Below are 19,608 nucleotides of genomic sequence, written 5' to 3'. Positions count from 1 at the left end.
CCCGCGCAGCGGGTGACTCAGGACTGCGTCCTTCGCTAGGCGCGGCAAGCCGCCGTGTCGGGGCTGCGCCCCTCCAACGGAAAGCCCGTGCTGCGCACGGAGGTTCCGCGCAAGCGCGGAACTGTCCCTCGCTGCGCTCCGGGACCGCGTAAGCTGGGTGTCCATCAATTCTAGTGTGGCGTCATCCGCTTGACGGTGGGTCCTCTTACTGAATGGCTGGCTAGGAAAGGGGTGGCCGGCGCTTGCGTGAGAGGTCTCGGCGGACTGGGGTTTGGGTGAGTGTTGTTTTGGATTATTGCTGTCGTGAGCATGGGATGTGTTCCCCACACTGGCTGCGACATGGTACCGACGGTACCCTCGGTACCATGTCGCAGCCCAAAGCTATGAACCTACGCTTCCCAGATCCTGCTCAGCGTGCCGCAATCGAGGCCGCCGCGAAGCAGGAGGGCGTCAGCCTGCAGGAGTACATCCTGTCCGCCGCATACGCGCGTGCCACTGCCGTGGAGGAGCGCTTCCTTGAGGCGTTCAGGGATTCGGTGTCCCGCACGGGTGAGGCGTTCGCCGCCGAGGCCGGCGCCGTCGATCCCAGCAGGGAGCGGCGGGCCGCGGAGCTGGAGGCTCGGCGTGATCTTGAGGAGCAGCAGGAGCAGGGGCACGCCGCGTGACGCAGAACGAACCGCTGCATCCGTTGGACGTGGCCTTCCTGCTGCATGCTGCTGAGCTGTTGCCGGGTGATCCGCAAGTGGACGATTACGGCACGCTGTATGCGGCTGTGGCGCAGGTCAACGCGCGGGCACTGGAGCGTGACATCTATGGGTCGGTGTACTTCAAGGCGGCGGCGTTGCTGCAGACGTTGGTGCGGCTGCCGTGTCTGGAGCACTCGAACGAGGCTTATGCGTGGCATTGTGCGGAGGCGTACCTGGCCTTGAACGGGTGTCGGCTTGAGTACCTGCCGAAGGAGGCGGTCGCTCTGGTGCGGGATGCGGCGTCCGGTGCGATGGGGGTCGGCCTGGTCGGTCGTCAGTTGCGGGCGTGGAGTGTTTCCTGACGGATGGTCGGCGTGTGGATGGCGTGGAGGGTTCGTCACCCTGCCGGCTGTCGTCCTGAGCCTACGCGGGTACACGGAGATACCTGCTCCCGCGAGGGGACCGGGACGGCTCCTGCTTACTCTGTGTCGTGCCCATCTGGCGGTACTGGCGTTCGGTGCAGCGCCAGGTGATAGAACCGAGCATGGACCTGATCACTTCTGGTGCGGCAGCCGCGGGCATCAAGGCTGCTGGTAGTCCGCTCGGTGCCCTGATAGGCCGTTACCGGCCCACGGGCATCCCCCGGCTCGGCAGCAGGGAAGACCGGGCAGGTGCTTACCACCGGATGCTGGACGCCTCGACCCGCTCCTTCGGGTACAGCTACCAGTTCGCCAACCTGCGCCGCGAAGCCGGACGGGCCTCGTACAAGCTGCTCACTGCGCAGATGCCCACGATGTGGGAGATCAGCAGCGACCTGATCAGCGCGCTCAACGGTGTACGCCTGTGCGGCAGCGTTCAGGTCATCGACGCCGCGGAGAAGCTCGTCACGGCCGTCGGCGACCTGGACCTGAACGAGAAGAAGGCGGACCGCTTCCAGCTCCAGGCCGAGGCGGTGGTCGCCGCCCAGAAGGCGTTCCTGGACACCTGCCGAGAGGAACTCTCCTACAACGCCCGCTGGTACCAGATCCTGCGCAAGCGCAAGGAGAAGCGCTTCCTCCAGCAGCGCGTATCGGCCTGACCCTGCCCGCACCTCAGCCTCCCGGTGGACAGCGACCGGATCAGGGAACTCACCGGCCGTACGGGGAGCGGCTGTGTCGGTCATGATGGGACGCCCGACCGACGAAGGAGCGCGATGTCGAACTCTCTCCCCTCTCTGACCTCCGAGCAGCGGGCCGAGGCTCTCGTGAAGGCCGGCCGGATCCGCAAGGAGCGCAGCGAGATGCTCGTAGCCCTGAAGGCTGGACGCATCTCTCTTCTCGATGTCCTTGACCGCGGTGACGAGACCGCCCGCCAGACACGCGCTCTTCACCTCCTGCAGTCTCTCCCTGGCGTCGGCAAGGTACGAGCACGCCGCCACCTCGTCGATCTCGGGATCTCGGAGACGCGAAGGGTCCAGGGGCTTGGCGAGAGGCAACGGGCGCGCCTGATTGAGCTCTTCCCGCCCCAGGGCTGACTGGGTGCATGTGTGGCCCCTTGCCCAGCACTCAGCGAGTATCGGGCGGGGGCCCCGATGGGGCAGTGCCTCAGGGCTCACCCGTACAACGGTGGAACCTGCTCGGCGGGCGCTTCCGCGTCCGAGGAGGTGAGCTGGTAGGTCGGGCGTAGCCACAGCACGCTGGGGCAGTCCCACCCGTGCAGGGAGGGCTCAGCGATCACGTGTCGTTCCGCGTTCGCTGCGAGCCCGGCATCTGTCACGTACACGGCGTCCCAGCCGGCTGCGGCAATCGCCTCCCAGTCGGGGGTAGAGCGGTACATCATGTGATCGGGCGGGAGCGGGAAGGCGGCGACTAGGCGGTCCAGGTCGGCTTCGGTGTCGATTAGGTAGATCTGCGCCTCGGGCAGCGGCTTCACGGCGGTGATCCGGCTATAGGTGCCGTCATGGTTGGAGGGCTGCCCGGTCACATCGCCCGGATTGACGAGCCAGGCGGTCCATGCCGTCGCGGTCGGGGCTCCGTCGGCGGACCAGGCGGTCACCAGCGAGCACCACAGCCCATGCTCCGGCCGGTTGAAGTTCTCTTGGTTTTTTATGGCCTGAAAGTCGCGCGGGTACGGCGGTGCGCCCTCCTTCGACGCGTTAGCGATTGGGGGCAGCAGGTCGGGGTCCAACGACGTCAGCTCCACGCTCTCCATCCTCCCGCAAACCACCGCTGCGCCGACATCGCGGGTCCGAGCATCGCGGTGCTCGGCGCAGCGGTGGTTTGCGGCATCGGCCTCCGGTGGGGCCTTGGCGGCGCTGAACTGACCCCCATGCCTAGTACTCGCCTCTCTCAGCGGACTCCGCCGTCGCCGTCCTCGACTGAAGCGGGCACCGCATGAACCCGTCTGTTAGGAGGCGGGGTTGGCAGGACTGTGCCGAGGAAGGGCTGCAACTCGTCCATGCTCCTCCACTCTCCGTAGAGGACCTGGCCGCTTCCGGTGTGGGCGAAGGGGCGCACCTTGGCGACTGCGCTGCGGAGGGTCTGGAGTGAGACCGCGACTTCTGGTCCGTTGGCGAGGGCTTGGCCAGCGCCGTAGGCGGTGAGCTGGAAGGGCAGCTGGGGCCGGTGCCCCGGGCCTCGTGCCGGGAATCGGTACGAGGCGGCCAGGGTGCCGTCAGGTTTGATCATCTCGATGCCGACGGCGGCGATCTGGGGGCCTTGGTCGTTGCGGCTGGCCACGTTCACGGCGAAGTAGTAGGGGGCGGTGGGGTCCGGACTCGGCAGCAGGGCGCCGGCGGCGAGGGGCGCGGCGAGGATGCCTTCGTGGGCCCATCGTGCGGCCAGGAGGTCGACGGTGATGTCGAGGGGACTCTTAGGCGCGGGAGGGAGGAGGTTCTTGCGGTTGAGGAGGTTGATCATCCGGTCGTAGGCGGGCAGGAAGCCGTCCCGGGCCTGGCATACCTGCCGGTGGAGGGCGTTGCGTGCGTCAGTGGTGCCGGGATGGTCGATCTCCAGGACGTCTTGTCCTTCATCGGAGATGTCGGTCATCCCGTTGAGCTCGTAGGTCAGGGCTCCGAGGGCTGCGACGAGTTCTTGGTGGGCGGCGCGGAGCTCCAGGTCGATGTAGTCGGGGCGGTCGGTTTCCAGGGGGCGGTGGGCGTCGCACAGGGGGTCGCTGACGATCAGCGGGACCTTGAGCATCGTCTGGGCGTCCTGGAGCCAGCGCAGCCAGTAGCCGTCGAGCGGGAGACGGCTCAGCAGCCTTGTGGCCTTGTCCACGTCGCCCGGGTGCGGGGCGGCCTCGGACGGGGTGGCGGGCGGTGCGGTGCGAGCCGTCGGCTTCGGTGCGTTGGTCGCGTCGCGTTCGACCGCGGCTTCCTTCTGCAGGGCGCGCCACCAGGGCAGGCCGCGTACGGTCACACCCGTTTTGGTCCGTGCGCGGGCCTCGAGCAGCTGGACCAGCAGTGTGAACGAGGCGTCGGCCTCGGGGACGTTCGTGCCCGTGAACCAGTTGCTGAGCTTGCTCTTCTTCAGCATGAGGCCCTGTTTGGTCGCCTGGCTCTCGATCTGGGTGTACGTCAGGCCCGAGGCGGTCTTCAGCTTCCGCAGCTCTTCGGCCAGCCGGTCACGCGCCGTCGTCTCCCCCATGGGTCTCCCTGTTCAGTCTGAACCCTCGCTGAACACATCTTCGCCTGCTCTGGCCTGGTCTGACACCTGGTTCAGGAGTTCAGGGCCGTCGCTGAACACCGCTGTGCCTTGGCTTGCTTGCCCTCGTCAGCACGACCACGACCGAAGGAGCAGGAGATGGCGGAGAACACGAAGCAGGCACGGGAGCGGCAGGCGGCTGGACGCCGGATCGTCCAGGTGGCGAAGAGGCTGGGCGGGTGGGTCGTCCAGGGTGCCGCCGCCGGCGTCGTGCGGGAGGTGATGCGATACGCCCTGGACCTGTGGGGCCCGGTGTGACCCGCCCCCGGGGCGGGCAGGGGCCTCGTGGCCGGTGAGGAGGTGGGCCTGCTCGCCTTCGTGGGGGGTGAGCCGGCACCGGCTACTGCCGTCTGTTCAGGTACTCCCTGCCTTCGCGCTTGAGCTTGCGGCGCACCCTCTCCCCCATCTTCTCCTCGTGGCCCGCCTTCAGCGCGGCCTGCTTCCAGGTGAGGCCCGTCTGCGCGTAGCGGTGGGCGACATTGCGCCCGTCGGGCGCGAGCTTGGCCTGTACGGCGGCGACCTTCTCCGCCGGTCCGGTGTCCTCGTCGATCACGTGAGCGCCTCTGATGCGGTGGGCGTCGTCCAGCGGGACCACCCGCTGGTGGCGGATGGTGTGCTCCCACAGCTCGGTGTCCGCGGAGGTCGCGGCATGGGCAGCGGCGCGCAGACGGGCTCGCAGTTGGTCGTCGGTGTGCACTTGCTCGTCCCACCCCTGCTCCAGCAGGCCCTGGGCGATGCGCTCACGCCGACGGTCCAGGGCGATACGGCGGGCGAAGCGGTCGACGATGACGGGGGCCGGTGCTGGGTGAGGTGGGGCGCGAGGCTGTCCAGGGCGCGGGGCGGGCGGTGCGCCAGGTCCAGAGGGCCCAAGGACTTCGCGCGCCAGGCGGGCACGGGTCCGTTGGGGGTGCGGCAGTGGTTGCGCAGGAGCCGGCCGAAGGGGTCACGTTCGCAGCCGAGGCCGTCTGTGCTCCCCCACAGGCAGACGGGATGGGTACGAGGCGGGCGGGGGCGGGCGAGGAGGCTCTCGACGACGTCTCTGAGGGCGTGCAGCAGGTCGCCTCCGCCGTCGGTGGGGAGCATGAAGGTCACCGAGGACCGGGCCCAGGCCGTAGGGGAAGAGTTGCTGCGCGCGCAGCCGGGCCCGCCGGGTCAGCGCGGCAGCCTGCTCGATCGCGGCCATGTGCTCTTGGTAGCCGGACAGCGCGCACGCGAGGGCGAGGCGGCCGGTGTCGAGGCGCGGGGTGTCCTCCATCCAGCGGCGGGGGTACAGGGCGGAGGGGCGGCAGCCGGTGCAGGCGCGGCCCTGACCGATGGTGAGCAGCGGCGTTCCGTCGCAGTCCCGGGACGGCATCGGGGCGGTGGGGTGGGCGGTGGTCTTCACGGGCGCTCCAGCAGGTGGTCGGTGAGCAGGGTCGCCGCGAGGGCGCCGCCGAACACCTCCGCGGGCGACGCTCCCGCCGCCCACAGGGCGCATCCCGCGATCCCTCCCACCACCATCGCCACCAAGACGTAGACATTCATCAGCCGGGTCCCTCCGCCAGGCGGGATCGGGCCGGATGCCCTCTCCCTCACCCTTGCGGGACGACCGGCACCCACACCGACAGAAGTTCTTTCGCGGGTGGTCCGGCAGGCCCGGACGCGGGTCTATTCCGCGGTTGCCGGTTTCGGGTCCGGAAGGTGTGTCAGGCGGGTCAGGATGGCACGGCAGGTGTGCTGGAACTCCAGGTCGCTGGTGACTCCCCACCCCCAGGTACCCCCGCCGCGCTGCGGCCGTGTCATCGCAGCCTCGATCCGGGGCAGGGCGGGGCGTGCGGCCGGCCATGCGGTCAAGGGTGGTGACGACGTGGCGTGCGGTGGAGTCGTTGTCCTGCCATGCGGCCAGCAGCGCCGGCACAACGATGCCAGCCTGGCTCGTGCCACCTATGTCCCACAGGGCGGATGCGACGTGGACGAGGGTCCATGAGTCGTTCAGCACGGCGGAGCTCGATCTGATCGTTCAGGATCTGCCGCAGGCGCGGCAGTACGGCTGCGGCGGGAGGGCCAATGCGGCCGGCGAGGTCGACCGCGTCGAAGTTCCGGCGGTCCTTGAGGAGACGTTCCAGCAGCGGCACGACGGTCTCGGGACGCCCCTCGATTTCCCAGACGGCGCCCGCCGCGGCAGTACGCAAGGAGACATCGTCTGCCTCGGTGAGGGGGCGGATCATGTCCAGGGCGGATGCGGCGTGGGGACCGAACGACGCGAGGGCCTTCAGGACGGCTTCTGCGGTGCTCCCTTTGCTGTGTCTGAGGGCGGCCTGGAGGGTCTGGGTGAGTGCGGGTAGGGCTGCCGGGTCGCCGAGCTTGGCGAGGGCGGAGGCGAGCGTTGCAGGGCTGACGTCGGGCCACTCGCGGGAGTGGTCGACGTCGGCGAGGCGGCGGGCCAGACGGGGCGTAAGCTCCGTAGCGCACTGGGGCAGATGGCCCACGGCGTTCAGGGCGCGCCAGGCGTCGGTGTCGGTGTCCAGCGCGACGAGGAGGCTGGGCAGGGCCCGCTCGTCGGCGAGGCCGGCCAGCGTCACGACGGCGAGCTGGTGGGCTCGGCGCACGGCGCGGTGCGGGCTGGCCCACGCCTCGGGGCGGTGGCTGGTGACATAGGCGACGAGGGCTTCGCGGACTAGTTCGGCCAGGGTGCCCAGCGATCCGAGCGCCTCGGCCGCGGCCGCGGCGGTGTAGGGATCGTCCGGGAGCAGGCAGTCGCCGATGAGCCGCACCAGGCCAGTGTGATCGCCCCGCAGGGAGGTGATCAGGCTGCGTGCCATGGCGATGGCGTCGTAGCAGGTCCCCGGGTCTGGGCTGCGCAGCTGTTCGGTGAGCAGGGCCGTTCGGTCTCCGGCGCGCGTGTCCAGGGCGGTGTGGAACGCCGTCAGCAAGGGGTGGTGGCGGCGTGGACGCGGCCGTGCCGTTCGAGGTCGGCGAAGGCGGCAGCTATGTGCCCGGGGACGTTCGGGTCGGGTTCCGGATCTGCCTCGCACGCACACGGACCGGACGGCTCCAGGTCCCTGCGCTCCTTGTCCGCATCGGGGCGGGGTGTGGGGGTGACCTGGCGGAGCAGTTCGATCGCTCTCGGCGCCGTCTGGTCGTCGATGGAGTCGGGAGCGCAGCGGGCCCGGTGGACGAGCGCGGCCAGACGGGTGTCCGGATCGGTCGTGCCGCTGTCGGCCAACGCGTCCAGCCACGCCCGTGCCGGCGCGGCCGCCGCGGGCAGACGCAGGGCCAGGTCGGCCGTCGTCCGCACCACCAGCACACGCTCGGCACTCCCGCGCTCATCCACGAGGCGGTCCTGCAGGAGCGCTACCGCCCGCTCGGCGTCGTCCAGGAAGAGCCCCAGGCCCTCGATCGACGCTCTGCGCACCCGGGGGTCGGGGTCACCGGCGTAGCCGACGAAGGCGTCGGCATGCTCGCGCATCAGGCGTGCGGTGTCCGGGTAGATGGTGGACTCCTCGCCGTCCTCGCCGCAGATGACCGCATAGATCTCCTCGGCGTCGACCGCTTCGCGCCCGATGGTGAGCAGCAGCGCGACGACTTCCCCGCGGTCGGGAGTCGCGGGGTCATCGGCCATCGCGAACAGGAACGGCAGGCTGGCCACCGTGCTCGAATACACGCTCCCCTGATGGAGCGCTGCACTGTAGAAGCTGCCGAACGCCTCCCCGCGTATCTCGGGATCGGGCGAGACCATGCCACGCAGCCATCTCGGCACTTCCTCCGCCGTCCCGTAGGCACGCCCCAGGGATGCCCAGTCGGTCCTGTCCAAGTCGTTGATCATGACCGGCACTATGCACGGGCGCACTGACATTGCGGCAGGGCACTGCGCTGGGAGCTGGCCGCCGACGAGGTCGAAGGGGCCCGGCTGGTCGACGCTGTCTTCATGCCTGGCACCGCCCGAACGGCGAGGCTCGCCGTCAACACCGGCGTCACGGCCACGGAGAACGATGAGCGGAAGGCCGTCGAAGAGGGGTGCGCGGGGATGGGTGGGGTGGTGCGCCGGGTCGGCGCCGCTGGCGGTGCCGACCCGGCGGGGGCTGGCGCGGGCCAACGCGCCTGCCGGAAGAGTCCTGAAACGGGTTCGGGTTTGCGACCAGGAGCCGTCAGGAGCACCCCGGGCGGCTGAGCTGCCAGGTGGTGCTGGGACCACCGTCTTTCTGATGGGGCTTAGACCGCAAGTCCTCTGGAACAGACGGTGTGCCGTCGCGGGCGCGCAGGGGCCGGTGGGGGGCGTCGGCTGGGCGGTGGGGGCGCCATGGCGGGGTGCCGAATCTCGTGGCGGAACGTGGAACGTCTACGGGGCCAGGAAGCCGCATATGGGGTATTCGGGGTGCTGGGGCGGGGCGGTGCGGTGCGGGGGCGTGGAAGGCTATGGGCTGCGCAGCCCGTGCACGGGCAGGGCCAACTGCCTTGCGGGCTGCGTCACTTTGCGACCAGTGGCCCGGGCCCCGGCATGCCGTCGGCGGCCCCCGTCAGGACGGAGTCCTGTCCACCATGACCCCTCTCCCCCTCCCTGTGCCGACCGGGCCTGCAGCGGCCTGCAGCTGTGCTGCCGGTCGGCCGGCCGGCGGCGGCAGGCCGGACGGCGCTGCCGGCCGGTTCGGTCCCACTCACGCGCTGATCCTGCTGATCGTGTTTCTGGGGCTGGGCTGCGGCCTGTTCCTGGCCGGCACCGAACTGGACACCGTCCTGGTGCTGCTGGGCGGCTGCGGGGCGATCGGCGCGGCCACGCTCGCCGCGGCCGGCGGCGGCCGGCGCTTGCTGGCGGTGCTCGTCGAGACCGCCGTGCGCTCCAGCGCGGGAAAGTAGGCGAGCCATGAGCCGTCCTTGTGACGACGGTGCCCCGCAGCGCCCTTTCGCCGACCTCGCGGAGCACCTGAGGGCGCTGCGCCGGGCCGCGCGGCTGCCCCAGCGTGGGCTGGCCGAAAGGGCCCATGTCTCCCGCGGCGCCGTCCAGCGCCTTGAGTCCGGTTCCGCACCGCCCACCGTGGCCGTCCTCAACGCCTGCCTGCGTGCCTGCGGGGCCGGTGCCGCCGATCAGGTGAAGGCGCGCCGTCTGTTCGTCCGCGGCCGTACCGCGCACCGCGGCAGACTCTCGCAGCTCGCCAGGCTTGAGGTGCCCCTCGACTTGATCCGGACCAAGCGGGAGCTTGGCCTCGCCCTGGTAGCGGCGTACGAAAGGGCCGGTGCTCCCTGCCTGAGCGACGCCCGCCTCACCCCCGGGCGTAAGCCGCTGCCGCGCACGACCGCCTGGCGGATCGTCAACGGCAAGGGCCTGCCGACCAGCACCGAGCAACTGATCACCTTCCTGACCGCGTGCGGCATCCGCCCGGTGACGCAGCACAAGTACTTCGAGGCATACATCCACGTGAACGCCCAGCGCGGCCCACGCCGCCCCTCGGCGGCGCACCGCACAGCGCGGCCCAGTCCCGTCCACCCGGCCCCCCCGGCCCGCGGCAGAACCCACTTCAATGCCCCACTGGCCAGAGCCCTCATGGCGTTCACGGACACACTCCCCCGCATTGAACCCGACGCACTGACTCCCGTCTTCGCGGCTCTCGCGGACTCCGTCCCCCGCATCGAACCCGACGCACTGGCTCCCGCCCTCACAGCACTCGCCGATCGCGTGGCCCCCCTGACCCGACTGGTCAACCAGGAAGCACATCGCAACGGAACCGCTGCACCTGGCTGGACTCTGGCCCTGTCCCACTTCGCCGAGCTCAGCCGCGCCGCCACCGACAAACCCTTCGCCGCCGGCGCCGACGACACCGGCATCGACCTCATCGCCCGTACCGGCGACGGGAACATCCAGCTCTACCAGGCCAAGAGCCGACGGGGGCGGCCCGGGCCGCCCCCGTCGGGCACCCGGGTCTCCCCGCCGACACGGCCCGCTCCGGCTGCACGGGCCCGCTGAGAGCGGCCAAGGCGGGCGATGTGACGGGGCTCTACGCCTTGGCAGGCTCGTACCGGCTGCAGGCGGTGCGGGTCGGCCGCGGCCAGCTACGGGCGCGCCCTGACCTGGAGGGCCGGGCGCGGCAGCATCGAGAGAGCGGGAGGCGCCCTCGGCACGTTCTGGGCCGCAAGGCGCCGTGCCCTCTGCCTGGCCGGGGCGGGCTGGGGGGTTATCCGAGCCAGACGATGCTCAGGACCGGCAGGCGGTGGGTATGGCGGCCTCCGGGTCGCCGGGGTTCCACTGCGGCAGCCCCACCGGGAGCGGACCCGCGATGTCCAGCAGGTTGGGAACCATCTCCCGGACGAGGTCGTGGAGAGCGGCGAGCGGCTGGGCGGCCGGGGGGGGACAGGCGTGCCGCCCACGGCTGCTCGGTCACGGGCGGCTGCCGAGGACGTCGTCGAGGTCCACGAAGTCGGAGTCGTCTTGTCCTGCGTCCATGAAGGCGTCGCCGTCCCCGGCGGCGGCGCGCAGTTGCCAGGTGCGTACGACTTCGTGCAGGGGTTGGGTGAGGCTGACGGTGTGCCGGGCGTCTTCCAGGGCCTTGGCCCAGTCCCGCTCGAACGCTGGGGCCTACGTCTTTGCGCGGCAGTCCGTGCCCAGCTGGGCACGGAGTTCGGCCGGCGCGCCAGGCGCGGGAGCGTGCGGCATGGGGGGTGTGTGGTCGGGCTGGGCACTCATCGGCTGTTCCTCCCGGCTGCGGGTCGTAGCATCGGTACGCGTGTCGGGTCGCCGTGCATGCGGGCATGGGCCAGATCGGCGGCGGCCCGCGCTGGCTTGGTGCAGGCGGGGACTGGAGTGGTTCCGGGCACGGCCGGTGGGTCTCCCATCCCCTGTGGTGACGAGCGTCTTGGGTGTGTGCCTTAAGTGGGTCGCCGGATCTCGTCGAACGGCAGTGGCCTGGTACGGCGGCGGGCGAGGTGCGGCTGGGTCAGTCTCCGTTCTCCTGGAGCTGGAGCGGCTTGTAGAACTCTGAGTCGGTGGCGCGCCCTACGAGTTCCTTGTATGTGCCGCTCTCGATGATGCGGCCGCCTTCGAGGACGACGATGCGGTCGGCGAGGCGTGCTTGAGGCGCGTGAAGGTGCGGTGTTCGGCGCGGGCGTCGAGGGCGACGGTGGGTTCGTCCATGACGAGTTACGGGGGCGTTGCGGTGGAAGGCGCGGGCGATGGCGAGGCGCTGCCACTGGCCGCCGAGAGGTCGTGTCCGCGGCGCGTGAGGGTGGGGCGCGGCTCGGCATGCTCGGCCATGCGGAGGAGCGGGGCTCTCGCCCCGTCAAGGATTCGGCCTGGCACCGACAGCGAACTGAGCGGCCGTCCGGAAGGAGCGACCGTCCTCCCCCGATTGAATGACCGGTGAATGTGAAGAACGTCACATCTTCATCCCGTGGGCGAGGTTGACGGCGTCTTAGTTGCGTGGTGGACCGAGTGATGGCCTGCCACGGGCGTTTCAACGACGCCGATGCCTCACCGCAGGTCAGCACGCCAGGTGTCCACTTTGCACAGGTTTCCCATGTGACAGAGGAGTAGCTTTCCTGTCCTGCGGTTGCTGTTCATCCATGCCCTGACCTGCGTCTTTGCAACCATGAGACAGGAACGGTCGGTCTGCGGAGGGTCGTTGGCTGCCCGTACGATGTGTTCGGCGGAAGTCCTCCGGGGCTTCCGTCCCCCAACTCGGGCGCGCATCCGACCGATACGCGTACGGCCGGAGCGCCGTGTCCGGGAGAGGAGCCACCCGGCAAGGGCTCCAACGAAGGGGGGCGACCGTGAGCGGTCGTCATCGCCGCGCGCAGTCGGATCAGCCGAAGAAGCGGGTCAAAACCGCGCTGATGGCCGTCAAGGTCATCGGAGCGGTGGCGTACACCGCGGTCTGGTGCTGGAAGCTCTGGACCATGGTCCAGCAGCCGCCCGCCGGCCCCTGGTGCTGAAACACCAGGTAGCCGACGGACCGACCGCGTGATGTAAGGCGCTGGAACCTAGAGCCTCGCTAGCGCGGGTTCCTCGCCGGTCGTCAGGGCCCTCGCACCCGCCAGGTGCGGGGGTCCTGCCGTATCCCCGCCGAAAGCGTTCAATGTGCTCTTGACGGGCCTTCACTGTCGCATGACCTAGGCCGTAAATACCAGTGCACTCTCTGTAGCCGAGGCCTGTATACGAGGCCGCCACCGCGGGTGTCAGTGCCAAGCGGTGATGGCCTTGAGAGGCGGTCGCCCGGCAGGCGTACGAGAGGACCGAGCTCGAGGGGATGGTCCACCACCGTCTCGACGCACCGGTGCCGTCCCCGCCTGAGCGACACGCTCCCCCGCTCGGTCGACGGGCTGGTCCCGGGCCGCGCTCACGGTGCCGGCGCGAATCAGGCCCGTTCCTCGTCCTTCTCCACCGACACAATGATCTCCCGCATCCGCTCGCTCATCGGCGGCAGCGCGTCGAGTCGGTGCCAGCCGACCTCGACCGACTCGTCATCGCAGACCCGGGGCAGCTGGCCCAAGTCTGCCGGGCGGCAGGCGAACACCAGCTCCAGGTACTGCGCGCGGTCGCCGTTGCCGTGCCTGACCGGCGGAGAGTGCGTGACGGCGGCGAGGCGCTCCACCACCCTCGTCATCTGCTCCCCCGTGGTGGTGCGGGCACTGCCTGATGCGAAGCGCCGTATTTGTTCGACCACCGCTTCACCGTACGGGGCCGCGATGCCCGCACTCCACCTCATTCGGCGTGGACGCGGTCAGGCCGAAATGCACAGGACGCCGCGCTCAGGGCAGCTGCACACTGGCGGACATGTCTATGGAACCGGCCGACCTGCCGATCGTCGACGTGGATGTCCCTGCCACCTGGCCCCGTCCGCTCGCCGACCTCGTCGGTGAGCTCGCTGACGACGCCCGCCACGCGGGTCATGCCCCGGAGTACTACCAGGACCTCGACCTCTCGTCGTACGAGGACACCGTCCTTGCCCACCTCGAAGGGCACCTCGTCCGGGCCCGCCATCACACCCGTCTGCTGGACCACGAGAAGGACGCGATCCGCGCCCAGGGCCTGCGGCTGCTGACCGACCAGCTCGTCAACGACCGTCTGGACCAGGCCCACGCGCTCGGCTACCTGAGCGAGGCCGAGCACGGGGCGCTGCGGTCGGTAAACGAGACGGTCCCCGAACAGCGCGGCTGGGGCAGGCGCGAGGACCAGGTGTGCCTGACCCTGTCGGCCGCGCCCCAGACCCATCACGTCGACGGAATCCACCGGCTGCTGACCTACTGGGGCGGCGAGGCGATCTACTGGCAGCACTGCGAGGGCTCCCCCGCTCTCTCCGACAAGCTCCGCAGCCTGGGAGTTCCCTCGGTCGTCACCGCCCTGTTGGACCTCTCCACCCCCGTCCGGGAAGGGCACAGCATCTTCCCCTCCGTCGTCCACGTCTTCGTCGGCAAGGCCCTGGGCCACGAGCCGGCCGACGCCGACGTGTTCTACAGATCACCGATCCCGCCCCAGCGGATCGAGTCCATCGTGTCCCCCGGCGACCAGGCCTACGACCGGTTCCCCGACCTGCCGCGCGGTTAACCTCTGTAGCCGAGCCGGCCCGGTTGCGGCTGCTCAGGCACCGACGCCGCCGGGGGCATCGGTGCCCTGCTGCTAGCGCGGGTTCGGGCCGGGGCCGGTGCGGCAGTTCCGCCTGCTCAGCGATGGCAAGGAGGTGCTCGGCGGTCTCCTCGCCGACCGTCTCGGCGAGCTACTCGACACTGGACGCGACCAGGATCCAGGGCCGCCCCGGCAGTCGGCTCAGGCGGTCGATGGCGTCCGCCAGGGCCCTGCCTCCAAGGCCATCAGCGCCTGGACATCGGCGGAGTCCGTCTCCCGCGGCACCGCCGCCTCCCGTACCAGGTCGACCGAGACCGTCACATCGTCGATCACCGTGCCCCTGGCCGCGTTCTCGATCATGCCGGACTCGTAGGTGCCTTTGAGCTCCAGAGCCTGGTGGACGGCAATGTCCGCCGCGGGGAACCCGGCGGCCAGGAGGTGGCGCAGCCCGGTATAGGCGGTGTGGAACGTGCCGGGCAAGTGCGGCCTCAGGAGCAGCAGGCGGGCGGTGTCGCCGGACAGGACGGTGGTGCACCACGGGGCAAGGACGGGATGGCCGGTCTCGGCATCGCGGGAAAGAGCGGGTAGGACGGGCCTCGGTTCGGCGTGGCCCGGACGCGCCGTGCAGCAGCGGGCGTTGCTGGGCCGCTGCGGTGGGGGCGTGGACAGAATGATGTCGCACAAGGTCCTGACCTGCAGCTTGTCGCGGACGTGGTGTGTACGCCTCTTGCGGGCTGGAGGGAAGCGGGTCGCGCAGGGCCTGGGAGCACTGCCACGATCAGTCTCACCGCGCCGGGCGCTACCGCCCGCAGGCGCTTGTCCTACTCCCTGCTGCCGATACCGAGGTACCGCCATGTCTTCTTCCCCCTCCCCTCCCCCGTCCGCAGGCCCGCCGGACTGTTCCTGCGCCGGGGGCCGGCTCGGCGGGGGTGAGGTGGCTGTCGCCGTCGTGCCCGTCGTCTGTGTCACCGTGCTCGCCGCCCTCGAGCGCCCTCTGCCCGGGGCTCTGGTCGCCTTCACGGCGGCGGCCGGGGCGCTGCTCGTGCCGGGACGGTGGAGCTGCCTGATCGGCGTGTGTGCCGGGAGCGGCCGGTGAACCGCCGTGCTGTCACCGCCTCGTGGCCGGAGCGGGAGGCGCTGCACGCCTGGCTGCGCGAGGCCCGGGGCGAGCTGACGTTCGTGCAGCTGGCCAAGCGGTCCGCTGAGGCGGGACGGCTGGTGTCGGAGCGGACGCTGCGGCGCGCCTTGGAGGTGCGGCTGCCGAAGGAGGAGACCGTCCGTGCCTACGCTGGGGCGTGGGGGAAGTGGGCCTCGGCCAAGAACACCCGCGGCGAAGCAGGCCAGGCGGCCTCCGGGTCTGCGTTCGAGGCGCGCGGCCTGGAGCTGCTCTCCCTCGCGGTGTCCGCCGCGCCTGCGGGCCCGGCGCCGAGTTGGCCGCCGCCCACCTATGTGCCCGGGCGGATTGGGAAGTGGACCAGCCTCACCAAGGCGTTGAAGCATATCCATGAGGAGGCCGGGCAGCCTTCGGCGCGTCGTCTGGCCGCCTCCCCCAAGGCAGCCGGCCGGCTGTCGAAGAGCACGATCAGGAACATTCTGAACGGCAAGCACCCGACTTTTGAGCAGTTGGCCGCTCTGCTCGAGGTCTACGGCGCCTCTCCCAAGACGACCAGCGGCATGCTCGCCGCGTACCGGCGGATCGTCGCCGTGCCCGAGCCGCCCGCCGTCTCCCTCTGCGACGTCGCCGGGCGGGCCGAGAGCGAGAGGGAGGCGCGCCTCGTGCAGGAGGAGACCAGGCTCCGGTACCGCGGTATCGGGCCCGAGGCGGAGCTCGACTGGTACGAGGAGCAGGTGCGCGATGGCAAGGAGGCGGAGTGGCAGCGGCTGGAGAGGTGGGTCGACAGTCTCAGCGATGAGGAGCTCGCCGCCCTGAACCAGCAGGCCGCAGCCGCGGCGGGGCGTGATCTGCGCGGAGAGCTGATCAAGGCCCGGGACCGTCTGGGCGAGGCGTCCGGCACGCCCCCCGCCAGTTGACCGCTGTGTTCACCGCCCGATCCCGGCGGGCGTGCCCGCCTCGTGCCCGGCCGTCGGGCAGCACTCCGCGCGCGGGGGCTTGTAGCCTCGGCCGGGCGCCGGGGCGGGAGGACCATTCCGTGACGGACCCGCCCCGGCGCGCCGCGTGAGGGCCTTGGAGCAGCCGATCGGCGTGGATGGATGAGATGTCCCGGCGGCGCAAGGTGGCCGTCGTCTGCGCAGGCGGCTTTCCGTGGCCCGCACCGGCCGGTGCGGGCCGTGGTGGGGTGTCTACCTGCGGGGCAGGCGGCGGCTTTCCTGCTGCGTCAGCAGCCCGAAGACCGCACGGCTGCGGTGGTGGTCGAACCACCGCTGGGCCAGGTCGCGGTCCACGAACCGCCCCAGGCCCTGCTCGGCCGAGCTGGTCAGCTCGATCGCCTCCCATCCGCCGAGGGACTCGGCGAACTCCGTGGCGATCTCGTTGAACGAGGGCCCCTGGAAGTAGGACACCGCGGTGTTGGTGGTGTCCAGAAGCTGTCCTGAGGAGTCCGAGCGCAGGGTGCCGGCGGCCCGGCGCGACTCGAAGTAGTCGGTCTTGGTCTGCTTGACCTCGTCGCCCATCACGTTGAGCACCTGCTGGCGGTACGTGCGGGGCTTGAGGCAGTCCAGGTAGGAGAAGTCGATATAGGTCCCGTCGGTCCGGATCACCCGGAATCCGGGGTAGGGGCCGCGCTGCGGCGGGGCGATGGTGAAGCTGTCCACCCCAGGGCCGATCTTGTCCTCGGCGTGGGGGTGCATGTCGAGGAGGTCCAGGAGCAGCAGGTGATGCTCTTCGTCCTCGACCGTGCTGCCCACCGGGTAGCCGTACAGGATTGCGCGGATGGTCTCCTGCGCGTCCTTCTTGGTCGGGTAATCACGGAGGCCTATCGAGAATTGCGGCACGTGCCGGTCCCTTCTTCACCTGTCTCTGAAGTTGTCCTGTCCATCTTGGTGAACTTTTGCCCAAAAAGACAGCGATTTTCCATAGAAACACCCGATTCCGAATACTTATTCCCGACCACTCAGGGGCGTACCCGCGTGACGACCTTGCCGGACGGGCGCTGGGCAGCGCAGCGGCCGGGGATTCCGCGGCGACAGGGCCGGGCAGGGTGGGGGACCTCCGGCACGGGGGAGCCGGAGGTCCCGGGTGCTGCCGCATGGGGCCGGCAGCACCTCGAAAGCGTAGCTCTACGTGTCCGACCACATGCCTGGAGTGATGGAATCCGTCAGGTCGGTGCCCACGTACTGGAGGACGACGCTCAGCGGGTGCCCGCGGGTGCGTGGTCGATGGCGCGCAGCAGGTCCCTCTGGTCGGGGGTGAGGTCGGCGCCGGGGTCGCGCAGCCACTGGCGGTAGTTGCGTTTGTCGCCGGGCTGGGTGAGCTTCTCGCCGCGGCTGTGTCGCAGGCGGGCTTGCTGGTAGTGGCGCTGCCAGAGGAGGTCCCACGGGGGGTTCCACCAGGGGTCGATCTCGAAGAGGGCGTCGATGAGGGCGGCGAAGCCCTTCGCGTCGCTGGTGGTGGCGTCCGCGTCGGGCTTGGGGTTGTTGAGGCGGGTGCGGAGGTTGGTCAGGTCGCGTCCGAAGGGGCGGCCGTCGGGGGTTCTGTAGCCGGAGGAGACGGCGAGGCCTCCGGTTTCCTCGGCGCACTGGCGGGCGTCGGTGATCTGGCGCTGGCGGTTCTCGCTGCGGGGTTCCCAGACCATGCCGATCTCGTCGAGGAACTCGCTCTGCCAGTCCTTGAGCTCGCCGTTGCGGCGGGCGGCTCGCTGGGCGTCGAGCCAGGCGGGCAGGTCGAGGAAGCGCGGGTCGCCGCTCTGGCCGGGCAGGGTGCGGGGCGGGGCGAGGTGGCCACGTTCGTTGTGAAAGTCGGCGGCCGCGGCGGCGCCGATGGCCCAGTCGGCGCTGACGCCGGTGGGGCGGGTGACGTGGAGCTTGATGACCTGGGCGACTTCGCGGGGGGTCAGGACGATGCCGTCGGGGCCGACGATCTCCGGGGTGCCGGGGCCGTCGCCGAAGGGCGGGGTCGCGGACTGCTGCTCGGGCAGTTCCACCACCGGACCGCGGATCTCCCCGTCCTCGCCCGGGCCGCCGGCGGCGGTGGCGGCGCCCTGGGGGGTGGGGGCGGGCTCGGCGAGCTGGGTGGTGGGCAGGCGGTCGCTGATGCGGCGGTCGTGGGCGCGCAGGGCGAGCAGGATGTCGTACAGGGGCTTGTAGTAGCGGTAGTTGAGCAGATCCTCGGGGTTCTCGCCGGGGGCGAGGTAGATGGGGACGAGGAGGGTGGCTTTCGAGCCGTCGGGGCGGGGGCGCAGGGCGCGGCCGAGGGCCTGGACGATGCCGACGACGTCGGTGCGTGGGGCGGCGAAGGCGACGTCGACGCTGGTGGAGTCCCATCCTTCGCCGAGCAGGCGGCAGTTGGCCACGAGGGTGAGGTGGCTGGGTCGGCCGTCGTCGGTGAGGGGCTGGGGGCCGGTGAGGTTGTCGAGGAGGGCGACACGGTCGGGGTGGTCCATGTGGACGGTGTCCGCGCGCACCGTGGCGGGAACCAGGGAGACGTCCTCGGCGCCCTGACTGGCCTCGGTGGCGGGGCCGGGGGTGGTCTCGCCGGTGAGGGCCGCGGCGGTCTCCAGGAAGGTGTCGGTGAAGGCCTGGGCGTCTTTGACGCGCTGGTGGAAGCTGATCCACTTGCTGGCCTGCCCGCTGGTGCCGGGGTAGCGGGCGGCGGTCTTGAGCAGGGCGGTGGACAGGGAGATGAGGGCGGCGGTGTCCTGGAAGGTGGCATTGCGGGTGCGGCGCAGCTGGTGCTGCAGGCCGGGGTGTTCGACGACGACCATGACGATGCGGTAGTCGCAGACCAGGCCTTCGGAGATCGCTTCGCTCAGTTCCTTGCGGTAGACGACGGGCCCGTAGACGTCGGGGTCGTCCATGGAGACGGCCAGGCGGGGGCCGCTGTTGCCGGGCAGGAGGGTTTCGGCGTAGGCGGGGTCGGATTCCCAGATGCGGGGGGTGGCGGTGTAGTAGAGGCGGCGGCGGGCGGGGATCTTGGTGTCGTCGTGGACGGCGGCCCACGCCTTGTTGACGCTGCCCGAAGTGCGGTGGGCCTCGTCCGCGATCAGCAGGTCCCAGTCCGCGACGAGGCCGGCTGCATGGGCGGCGAGCAGGCCGCCTTGCTTGTCCTCGCCGTCGGCGAGGGAGGCGTAGGTGGCGAGGACCGTGTAGTGGTCCAGGCCCTGCAGGAGGGCGGCGAGCTCTGCGGGGTCGGTGGTCTGGGGGATGCCGATCTCGTCGAGGTCGGCGCGGGGGCTGCACACGGCCAGCAGGGCCCCGGGGTGGTCGTTCTGCTCCTGCCAGACCCGGGCGGTCTGCACGAGCAGGTCGAGGGTGGGGACCATGACGACGGTGCGCCGCACGTGGCGGCTGCGGGCGAGGTGTTCGGCGGTGCGGGCGGCCACCAAAGTCTTGCCGCAGCCGCAGGGCATGACGACGGTGGCGCGGCCGCCGTCGGCGACCGTGGTGACGGAGACGTTCACTGCGGTGCGCTGGTCGCGGCGCAGGGTGTGGCGGGTGGGGCGGCGCATCATCGGGCGGTCCTTCGTCCAGCAGGCCGGTACAGCAGCGGGTCCGGGTGCAATGCGGTGCGGCGGGGTGGGGTGGGGTGGGGTGG

General features: G+C 70.6%; 22 protein-coding genes and 1 pseudogene. 11 read left to right on the top strand and 12 right to left on the bottom strand.

Features of this window, described 5'->3' with window-relative positions; translation table 11 throughout:
- Nucleotides 1–365 precede the first annotated feature (365 nt).
- The 4 genes from ACIGHB_RS31495 to mihF all read left to right on the top strand — a co-directional run bounded on the left by ACIGHB_RS31495 (nucleotide 366) and on the right by mihF (nucleotide 2,199).
- On the top strand, nucleotides 366–665 hold the full coding sequence (locus ACIGHB_RS31495) for a DUF1778 domain-containing protein (RefSeq protein WP_399917866.1): 300 nt from the start codon (nucleotides 366–368) through the stop codon (nucleotides 663–665).
- Nucleotides 662–1,048, top strand: coding sequence for a fic family toxin-antitoxin system, toxin component (locus ACIGHB_RS31490; protein ID WP_399917864.1), 387 nt, complete (start codon nucleotides 662–664; stop codon nucleotides 1,046–1,048). Before ACIGHB_RS31495 ends, ACIGHB_RS31490 begins: the two co-directional genes overlap by 4 nt.
- Nucleotides 1,049–1,371: 323 nt before the next feature.
- Nucleotides 1,372–1,764 (top strand): hypothetical protein, encoded by a 393-nt coding sequence (locus ACIGHB_RS31485; RefSeq protein WP_399917862.1) that lies wholly within the window; start codon nucleotides 1,372–1,374, stop codon nucleotides 1,762–1,764.
- 114 nt (nucleotides 1,765–1,878) lie between these two features.
- Entirely contained in the window at nucleotides 1,879–2,199 is a 321-nt protein-coding gene (gene mihF, locus ACIGHB_RS31480; protein ID WP_399917860.1) for an integration host factor, actinobacterial type, read from the top strand.
- Between the two features lie 77 nt (nucleotides 2,200–2,276).
- Here mihF and ACIGHB_RS31475 read toward each other — a convergent pair whose 3' ends face one another.
- Complete coding sequence (locus ACIGHB_RS31475) at nucleotides 2,277–2,867, bottom strand: hypothetical protein (RefSeq protein WP_399917858.1); 591 nt, start codon at nucleotides 2,865–2,867, stop codon at nucleotides 2,277–2,279.
- 146 nt (nucleotides 2,868–3,013) lie between these two features.
- Entirely contained in the window at nucleotides 3,014–4,312 is a 1,299-nt protein-coding gene (locus tag ACIGHB_RS31470) for a hypothetical protein (protein ID WP_399917856.1), read from the bottom strand.
- A 156-nt stretch (nucleotides 4,313–4,468) separates the two neighbouring features.
- Between ACIGHB_RS31470 and ACIGHB_RS31465 the strand changes: the two genes are divergently transcribed.
- A complete protein-coding gene (locus ACIGHB_RS31465; RefSeq protein ID WP_399917854.1) occupies nucleotides 4,469–4,627 on the top strand; it encodes a hypothetical protein in 159 nt (52 codons plus the stop codon).
- Nucleotides 4,628–4,709: 82 nt separating this feature from the next.
- Here the strand turns inward: ACIGHB_RS31465 and ACIGHB_RS31460 are convergent, their stop codons facing one another.
- The 4 genes from ACIGHB_RS31460 to ACIGHB_RS31445 form a co-directional block, all read right to left on the bottom strand.
- Nucleotides 4,710–5,066: a hypothetical protein gene (locus ACIGHB_RS31460; RefSeq protein WP_399917852.1), complete on the bottom strand. Its 357-nt coding sequence runs from the start codon at nucleotides 5,064–5,066 to the stop codon at nucleotides 4,710–4,712.
- A 683-nt stretch (nucleotides 5,067–5,749) separates the two neighbouring features.
- Nucleotides 5,750–5,893 (bottom strand): hypothetical protein, encoded by a 144-nt coding sequence (locus tag ACIGHB_RS31455; RefSeq protein ID WP_399917850.1) that lies wholly within the window; start codon nucleotides 5,891–5,893, stop codon nucleotides 5,750–5,752.
- Nucleotides 5,894–6,198: 305 nt separating this feature from the next.
- Nucleotides 6,199–7,281 (bottom strand): HEAT repeat domain-containing protein, encoded by a 1,083-nt coding sequence (locus tag ACIGHB_RS31450; RefSeq protein ID WP_399917848.1) that lies wholly within the window; start codon nucleotides 7,279–7,281, stop codon nucleotides 6,199–6,201.
- Nucleotides 7,275–8,174 carry a HEAT repeat domain-containing protein gene (locus tag ACIGHB_RS31445; RefSeq protein WP_399917846.1) on the bottom strand — a complete coding sequence of 300 codons (900 nt, stop codon included), beginning with the start codon at nucleotides 8,172–8,174 and terminating at the stop codon, nucleotides 7,275–7,277. Before ACIGHB_RS31445 ends, ACIGHB_RS31450 begins: the two co-directional genes overlap by 7 nt.
- A gap of 851 nt (nucleotides 8,175–9,025) precedes the next feature.
- On the opposite strand from ACIGHB_RS31445, the gene ACIGHB_RS31440 reads away from it, so the two are divergent.
- Both ACIGHB_RS31440 and ACIGHB_RS31435 read left to right on the top strand, forming a co-directional pair.
- A complete protein-coding gene (locus ACIGHB_RS31440) occupies nucleotides 9,026–9,202 on the top strand; it encodes a hypothetical protein (RefSeq protein WP_399917844.1) in 177 nt (58 codons plus the stop codon).
- Between the two features lie 7 nt (nucleotides 9,203–9,209).
- Nucleotides 9,210–10,307 carry a helix-turn-helix domain-containing protein gene (locus ACIGHB_RS31435; protein WP_399917842.1) on the top strand — a complete coding sequence of 366 codons (1,098 nt, stop codon included), beginning with the start codon at nucleotides 9,210–9,212 and terminating at the stop codon, nucleotides 10,305–10,307.
- A 411-nt stretch (nucleotides 10,308–10,718) separates the two neighbouring features.
- Here ACIGHB_RS31435 and ACIGHB_RS31430 read toward each other — a convergent pair whose 3' ends face one another.
- Together ACIGHB_RS31430 and ACIGHB_RS31425 are read right to left on the bottom strand one after the other, a co-directional pair.
- Nucleotides 10,719–10,883 (bottom strand): hypothetical protein, encoded by a 165-nt coding sequence (locus ACIGHB_RS31430; RefSeq protein ID WP_399917884.1) that lies wholly within the window; start codon nucleotides 10,881–10,883, stop codon nucleotides 10,719–10,721.
- Between the two features lie 391 nt (nucleotides 10,884–11,274).
- A pseudogene (locus ACIGHB_RS31425) lies at nucleotides 11,275–11,535 on the bottom strand (ATP-binding cassette domain-containing protein); the annotation flags it as partial.
- 571 nt (nucleotides 11,536–12,106) lie between these two features.
- On the opposite strand from ACIGHB_RS31425, the gene ACIGHB_RS31420 reads away from it, so the two are divergent.
- Nucleotides 12,107–12,268, top strand: coding sequence for a hypothetical protein (locus ACIGHB_RS31420; protein ID WP_399917840.1), 162 nt, complete (start codon nucleotides 12,107–12,109; stop codon nucleotides 12,266–12,268).
- 422 nt (nucleotides 12,269–12,690) lie between these two features.
- On the opposite strand, the gene ACIGHB_RS31415 is transcribed toward ACIGHB_RS31420, so the two are convergent.
- Nucleotides 12,691–12,999: a hypothetical protein gene (locus ACIGHB_RS31415; protein ID WP_399917838.1), complete on the bottom strand. Its 309-nt coding sequence runs from the start codon at nucleotides 12,997–12,999 to the stop codon at nucleotides 12,691–12,693.
- Nucleotides 13,000–13,109: 110 nt separating this feature from the next.
- Here ACIGHB_RS31415 and ACIGHB_RS31410 point away from each other — a divergent pair, with 110 nt between their 5' ends.
- Nucleotides 13,110–13,880 (top strand): hypothetical protein, encoded by a 771-nt coding sequence (locus ACIGHB_RS31410; RefSeq protein WP_399917836.1) that lies wholly within the window; start codon nucleotides 13,110–13,112, stop codon nucleotides 13,878–13,880.
- 219 nt (nucleotides 13,881–14,099) lie between these two features.
- On the opposite strand, the gene ACIGHB_RS31405 is transcribed toward ACIGHB_RS31410, so the two are convergent.
- Nucleotides 14,100–14,582 carry a hypothetical protein gene (locus tag ACIGHB_RS31405; protein WP_399917834.1) on the bottom strand — a complete coding sequence of 161 codons (483 nt, stop codon included), beginning with the start codon at nucleotides 14,580–14,582 and terminating at the stop codon, nucleotides 14,100–14,102.
- A gap of 250 nt (nucleotides 14,583–14,832) precedes the next feature.
- Between ACIGHB_RS31405 and ACIGHB_RS31400 the strand changes: the two genes are divergently transcribed.
- Entirely contained in the window at nucleotides 14,833–14,994 is a 162-nt protein-coding gene (locus tag ACIGHB_RS31400) for a hypothetical protein (RefSeq protein ID WP_399917832.1), read from the top strand.
- Complete coding sequence (locus tag ACIGHB_RS31395) at nucleotides 14,991–15,929, top strand: hypothetical protein (RefSeq protein ID WP_399917830.1); 939 nt, start codon at nucleotides 14,991–14,993, stop codon at nucleotides 15,927–15,929. Before ACIGHB_RS31400 ends, ACIGHB_RS31395 begins: the two co-directional genes overlap by 4 nt.
- A gap of 270 nt (nucleotides 15,930–16,199) precedes the next feature.
- Here ACIGHB_RS31395 and ACIGHB_RS31390 read toward each other — a convergent pair whose 3' ends face one another.
- Both ACIGHB_RS31390 and ACIGHB_RS31385 read right to left on the bottom strand, forming a co-directional pair.
- Nucleotides 16,200–16,850 carry a DCL family protein gene (locus ACIGHB_RS31390; RefSeq protein WP_399917828.1) on the bottom strand — a complete coding sequence of 217 codons (651 nt, stop codon included), beginning with the start codon at nucleotides 16,848–16,850 and terminating at the stop codon, nucleotides 16,200–16,202.
- Nucleotides 16,851–17,206: 356 nt separating this feature from the next.
- Nucleotides 17,207–19,525, bottom strand: a complete 2,319-nt coding sequence (locus ACIGHB_RS31385) for a DEAD/DEAH box helicase family protein (protein WP_399917826.1) — start codon at nucleotides 19,523–19,525, stop codon at nucleotides 17,207–17,209.
- Nucleotides 19,526–19,608: the final 83 nt, after the last annotated feature.

This window comes from Streptomyces sp. NPDC085460 (assembly GCF_044541975.1).
In the GTDB taxonomy this organism is placed as follows: domain Bacteria; phylum Actinomycetota; class Actinomycetes; order Streptomycetales; family Streptomycetaceae; genus Streptomyces.
The sequence above is the reverse complement of the archived record's forward strand: the minus strand, read 5'-3'. Positions and strand labels throughout refer to the sequence as shown.

Bases quoted from the DNA above. Each gene is read 5' to 3' on its own strand.
- ACIGHB_RS31445 (WP_399917846.1), bottom strand. From the start codon at position 8,174: ATGATCAACGACTTGGACAGGACCGACTGGGCATCCCTGGGGCGTGCC.
- ACIGHB_RS31385 (WP_399917826.1), bottom strand. From the start codon at position 19,525: ATGATGCGCCGCCCCACCCGCCACACCCTGCGCCGCGACCAGCGCACC.
- ACIGHB_RS31465 (WP_399917854.1), top strand. From the start codon at position 4,469: ATGGCGGAGAACACGAAGCAGGCACGGGAGCGGCAGGCGGCTGGACGC.
- ACIGHB_RS31410 (WP_399917836.1), top strand. From the start codon at position 13,110: ATGTCTATGGAACCGGCCGACCTGCCGATCGTCGACGTGGATGTCCCT.
- ACIGHB_RS31435 (WP_399917842.1), top strand. From the start codon at position 9,210: ATGAGCCGTCCTTGTGACGACGGTGCCCCGCAGCGCCCTTTCGCCGAC.
- ACIGHB_RS31470 (WP_399917856.1), bottom strand. From the start codon at position 4,312: ATGGGGGAGACGACGGCGCGTGACCGGCTGGCCGAAGAGCTGCGGAAG.
- ACIGHB_RS31455 (WP_399917850.1), bottom strand. From the start codon at position 5,893: ATGAATGTCTACGTCTTGGTGGCGATGGTGGTGGGAGGGATCGCGGGA.
- ACIGHB_RS31485 (WP_399917862.1), top strand. From the start codon at position 1,372: ATGCTGGACGCCTCGACCCGCTCCTTCGGGTACAGCTACCAGTTCGCC.
- mihF (WP_399917860.1), top strand. From the start codon at position 1,879: ATGTCGAACTCTCTCCCCTCTCTGACCTCCGAGCAGCGGGCCGAGGCT.
- ACIGHB_RS31495 (WP_399917866.1), top strand. From the start codon at position 366: ATGTCGCAGCCCAAAGCTATGAACCTACGCTTCCCAGATCCTGCTCAG.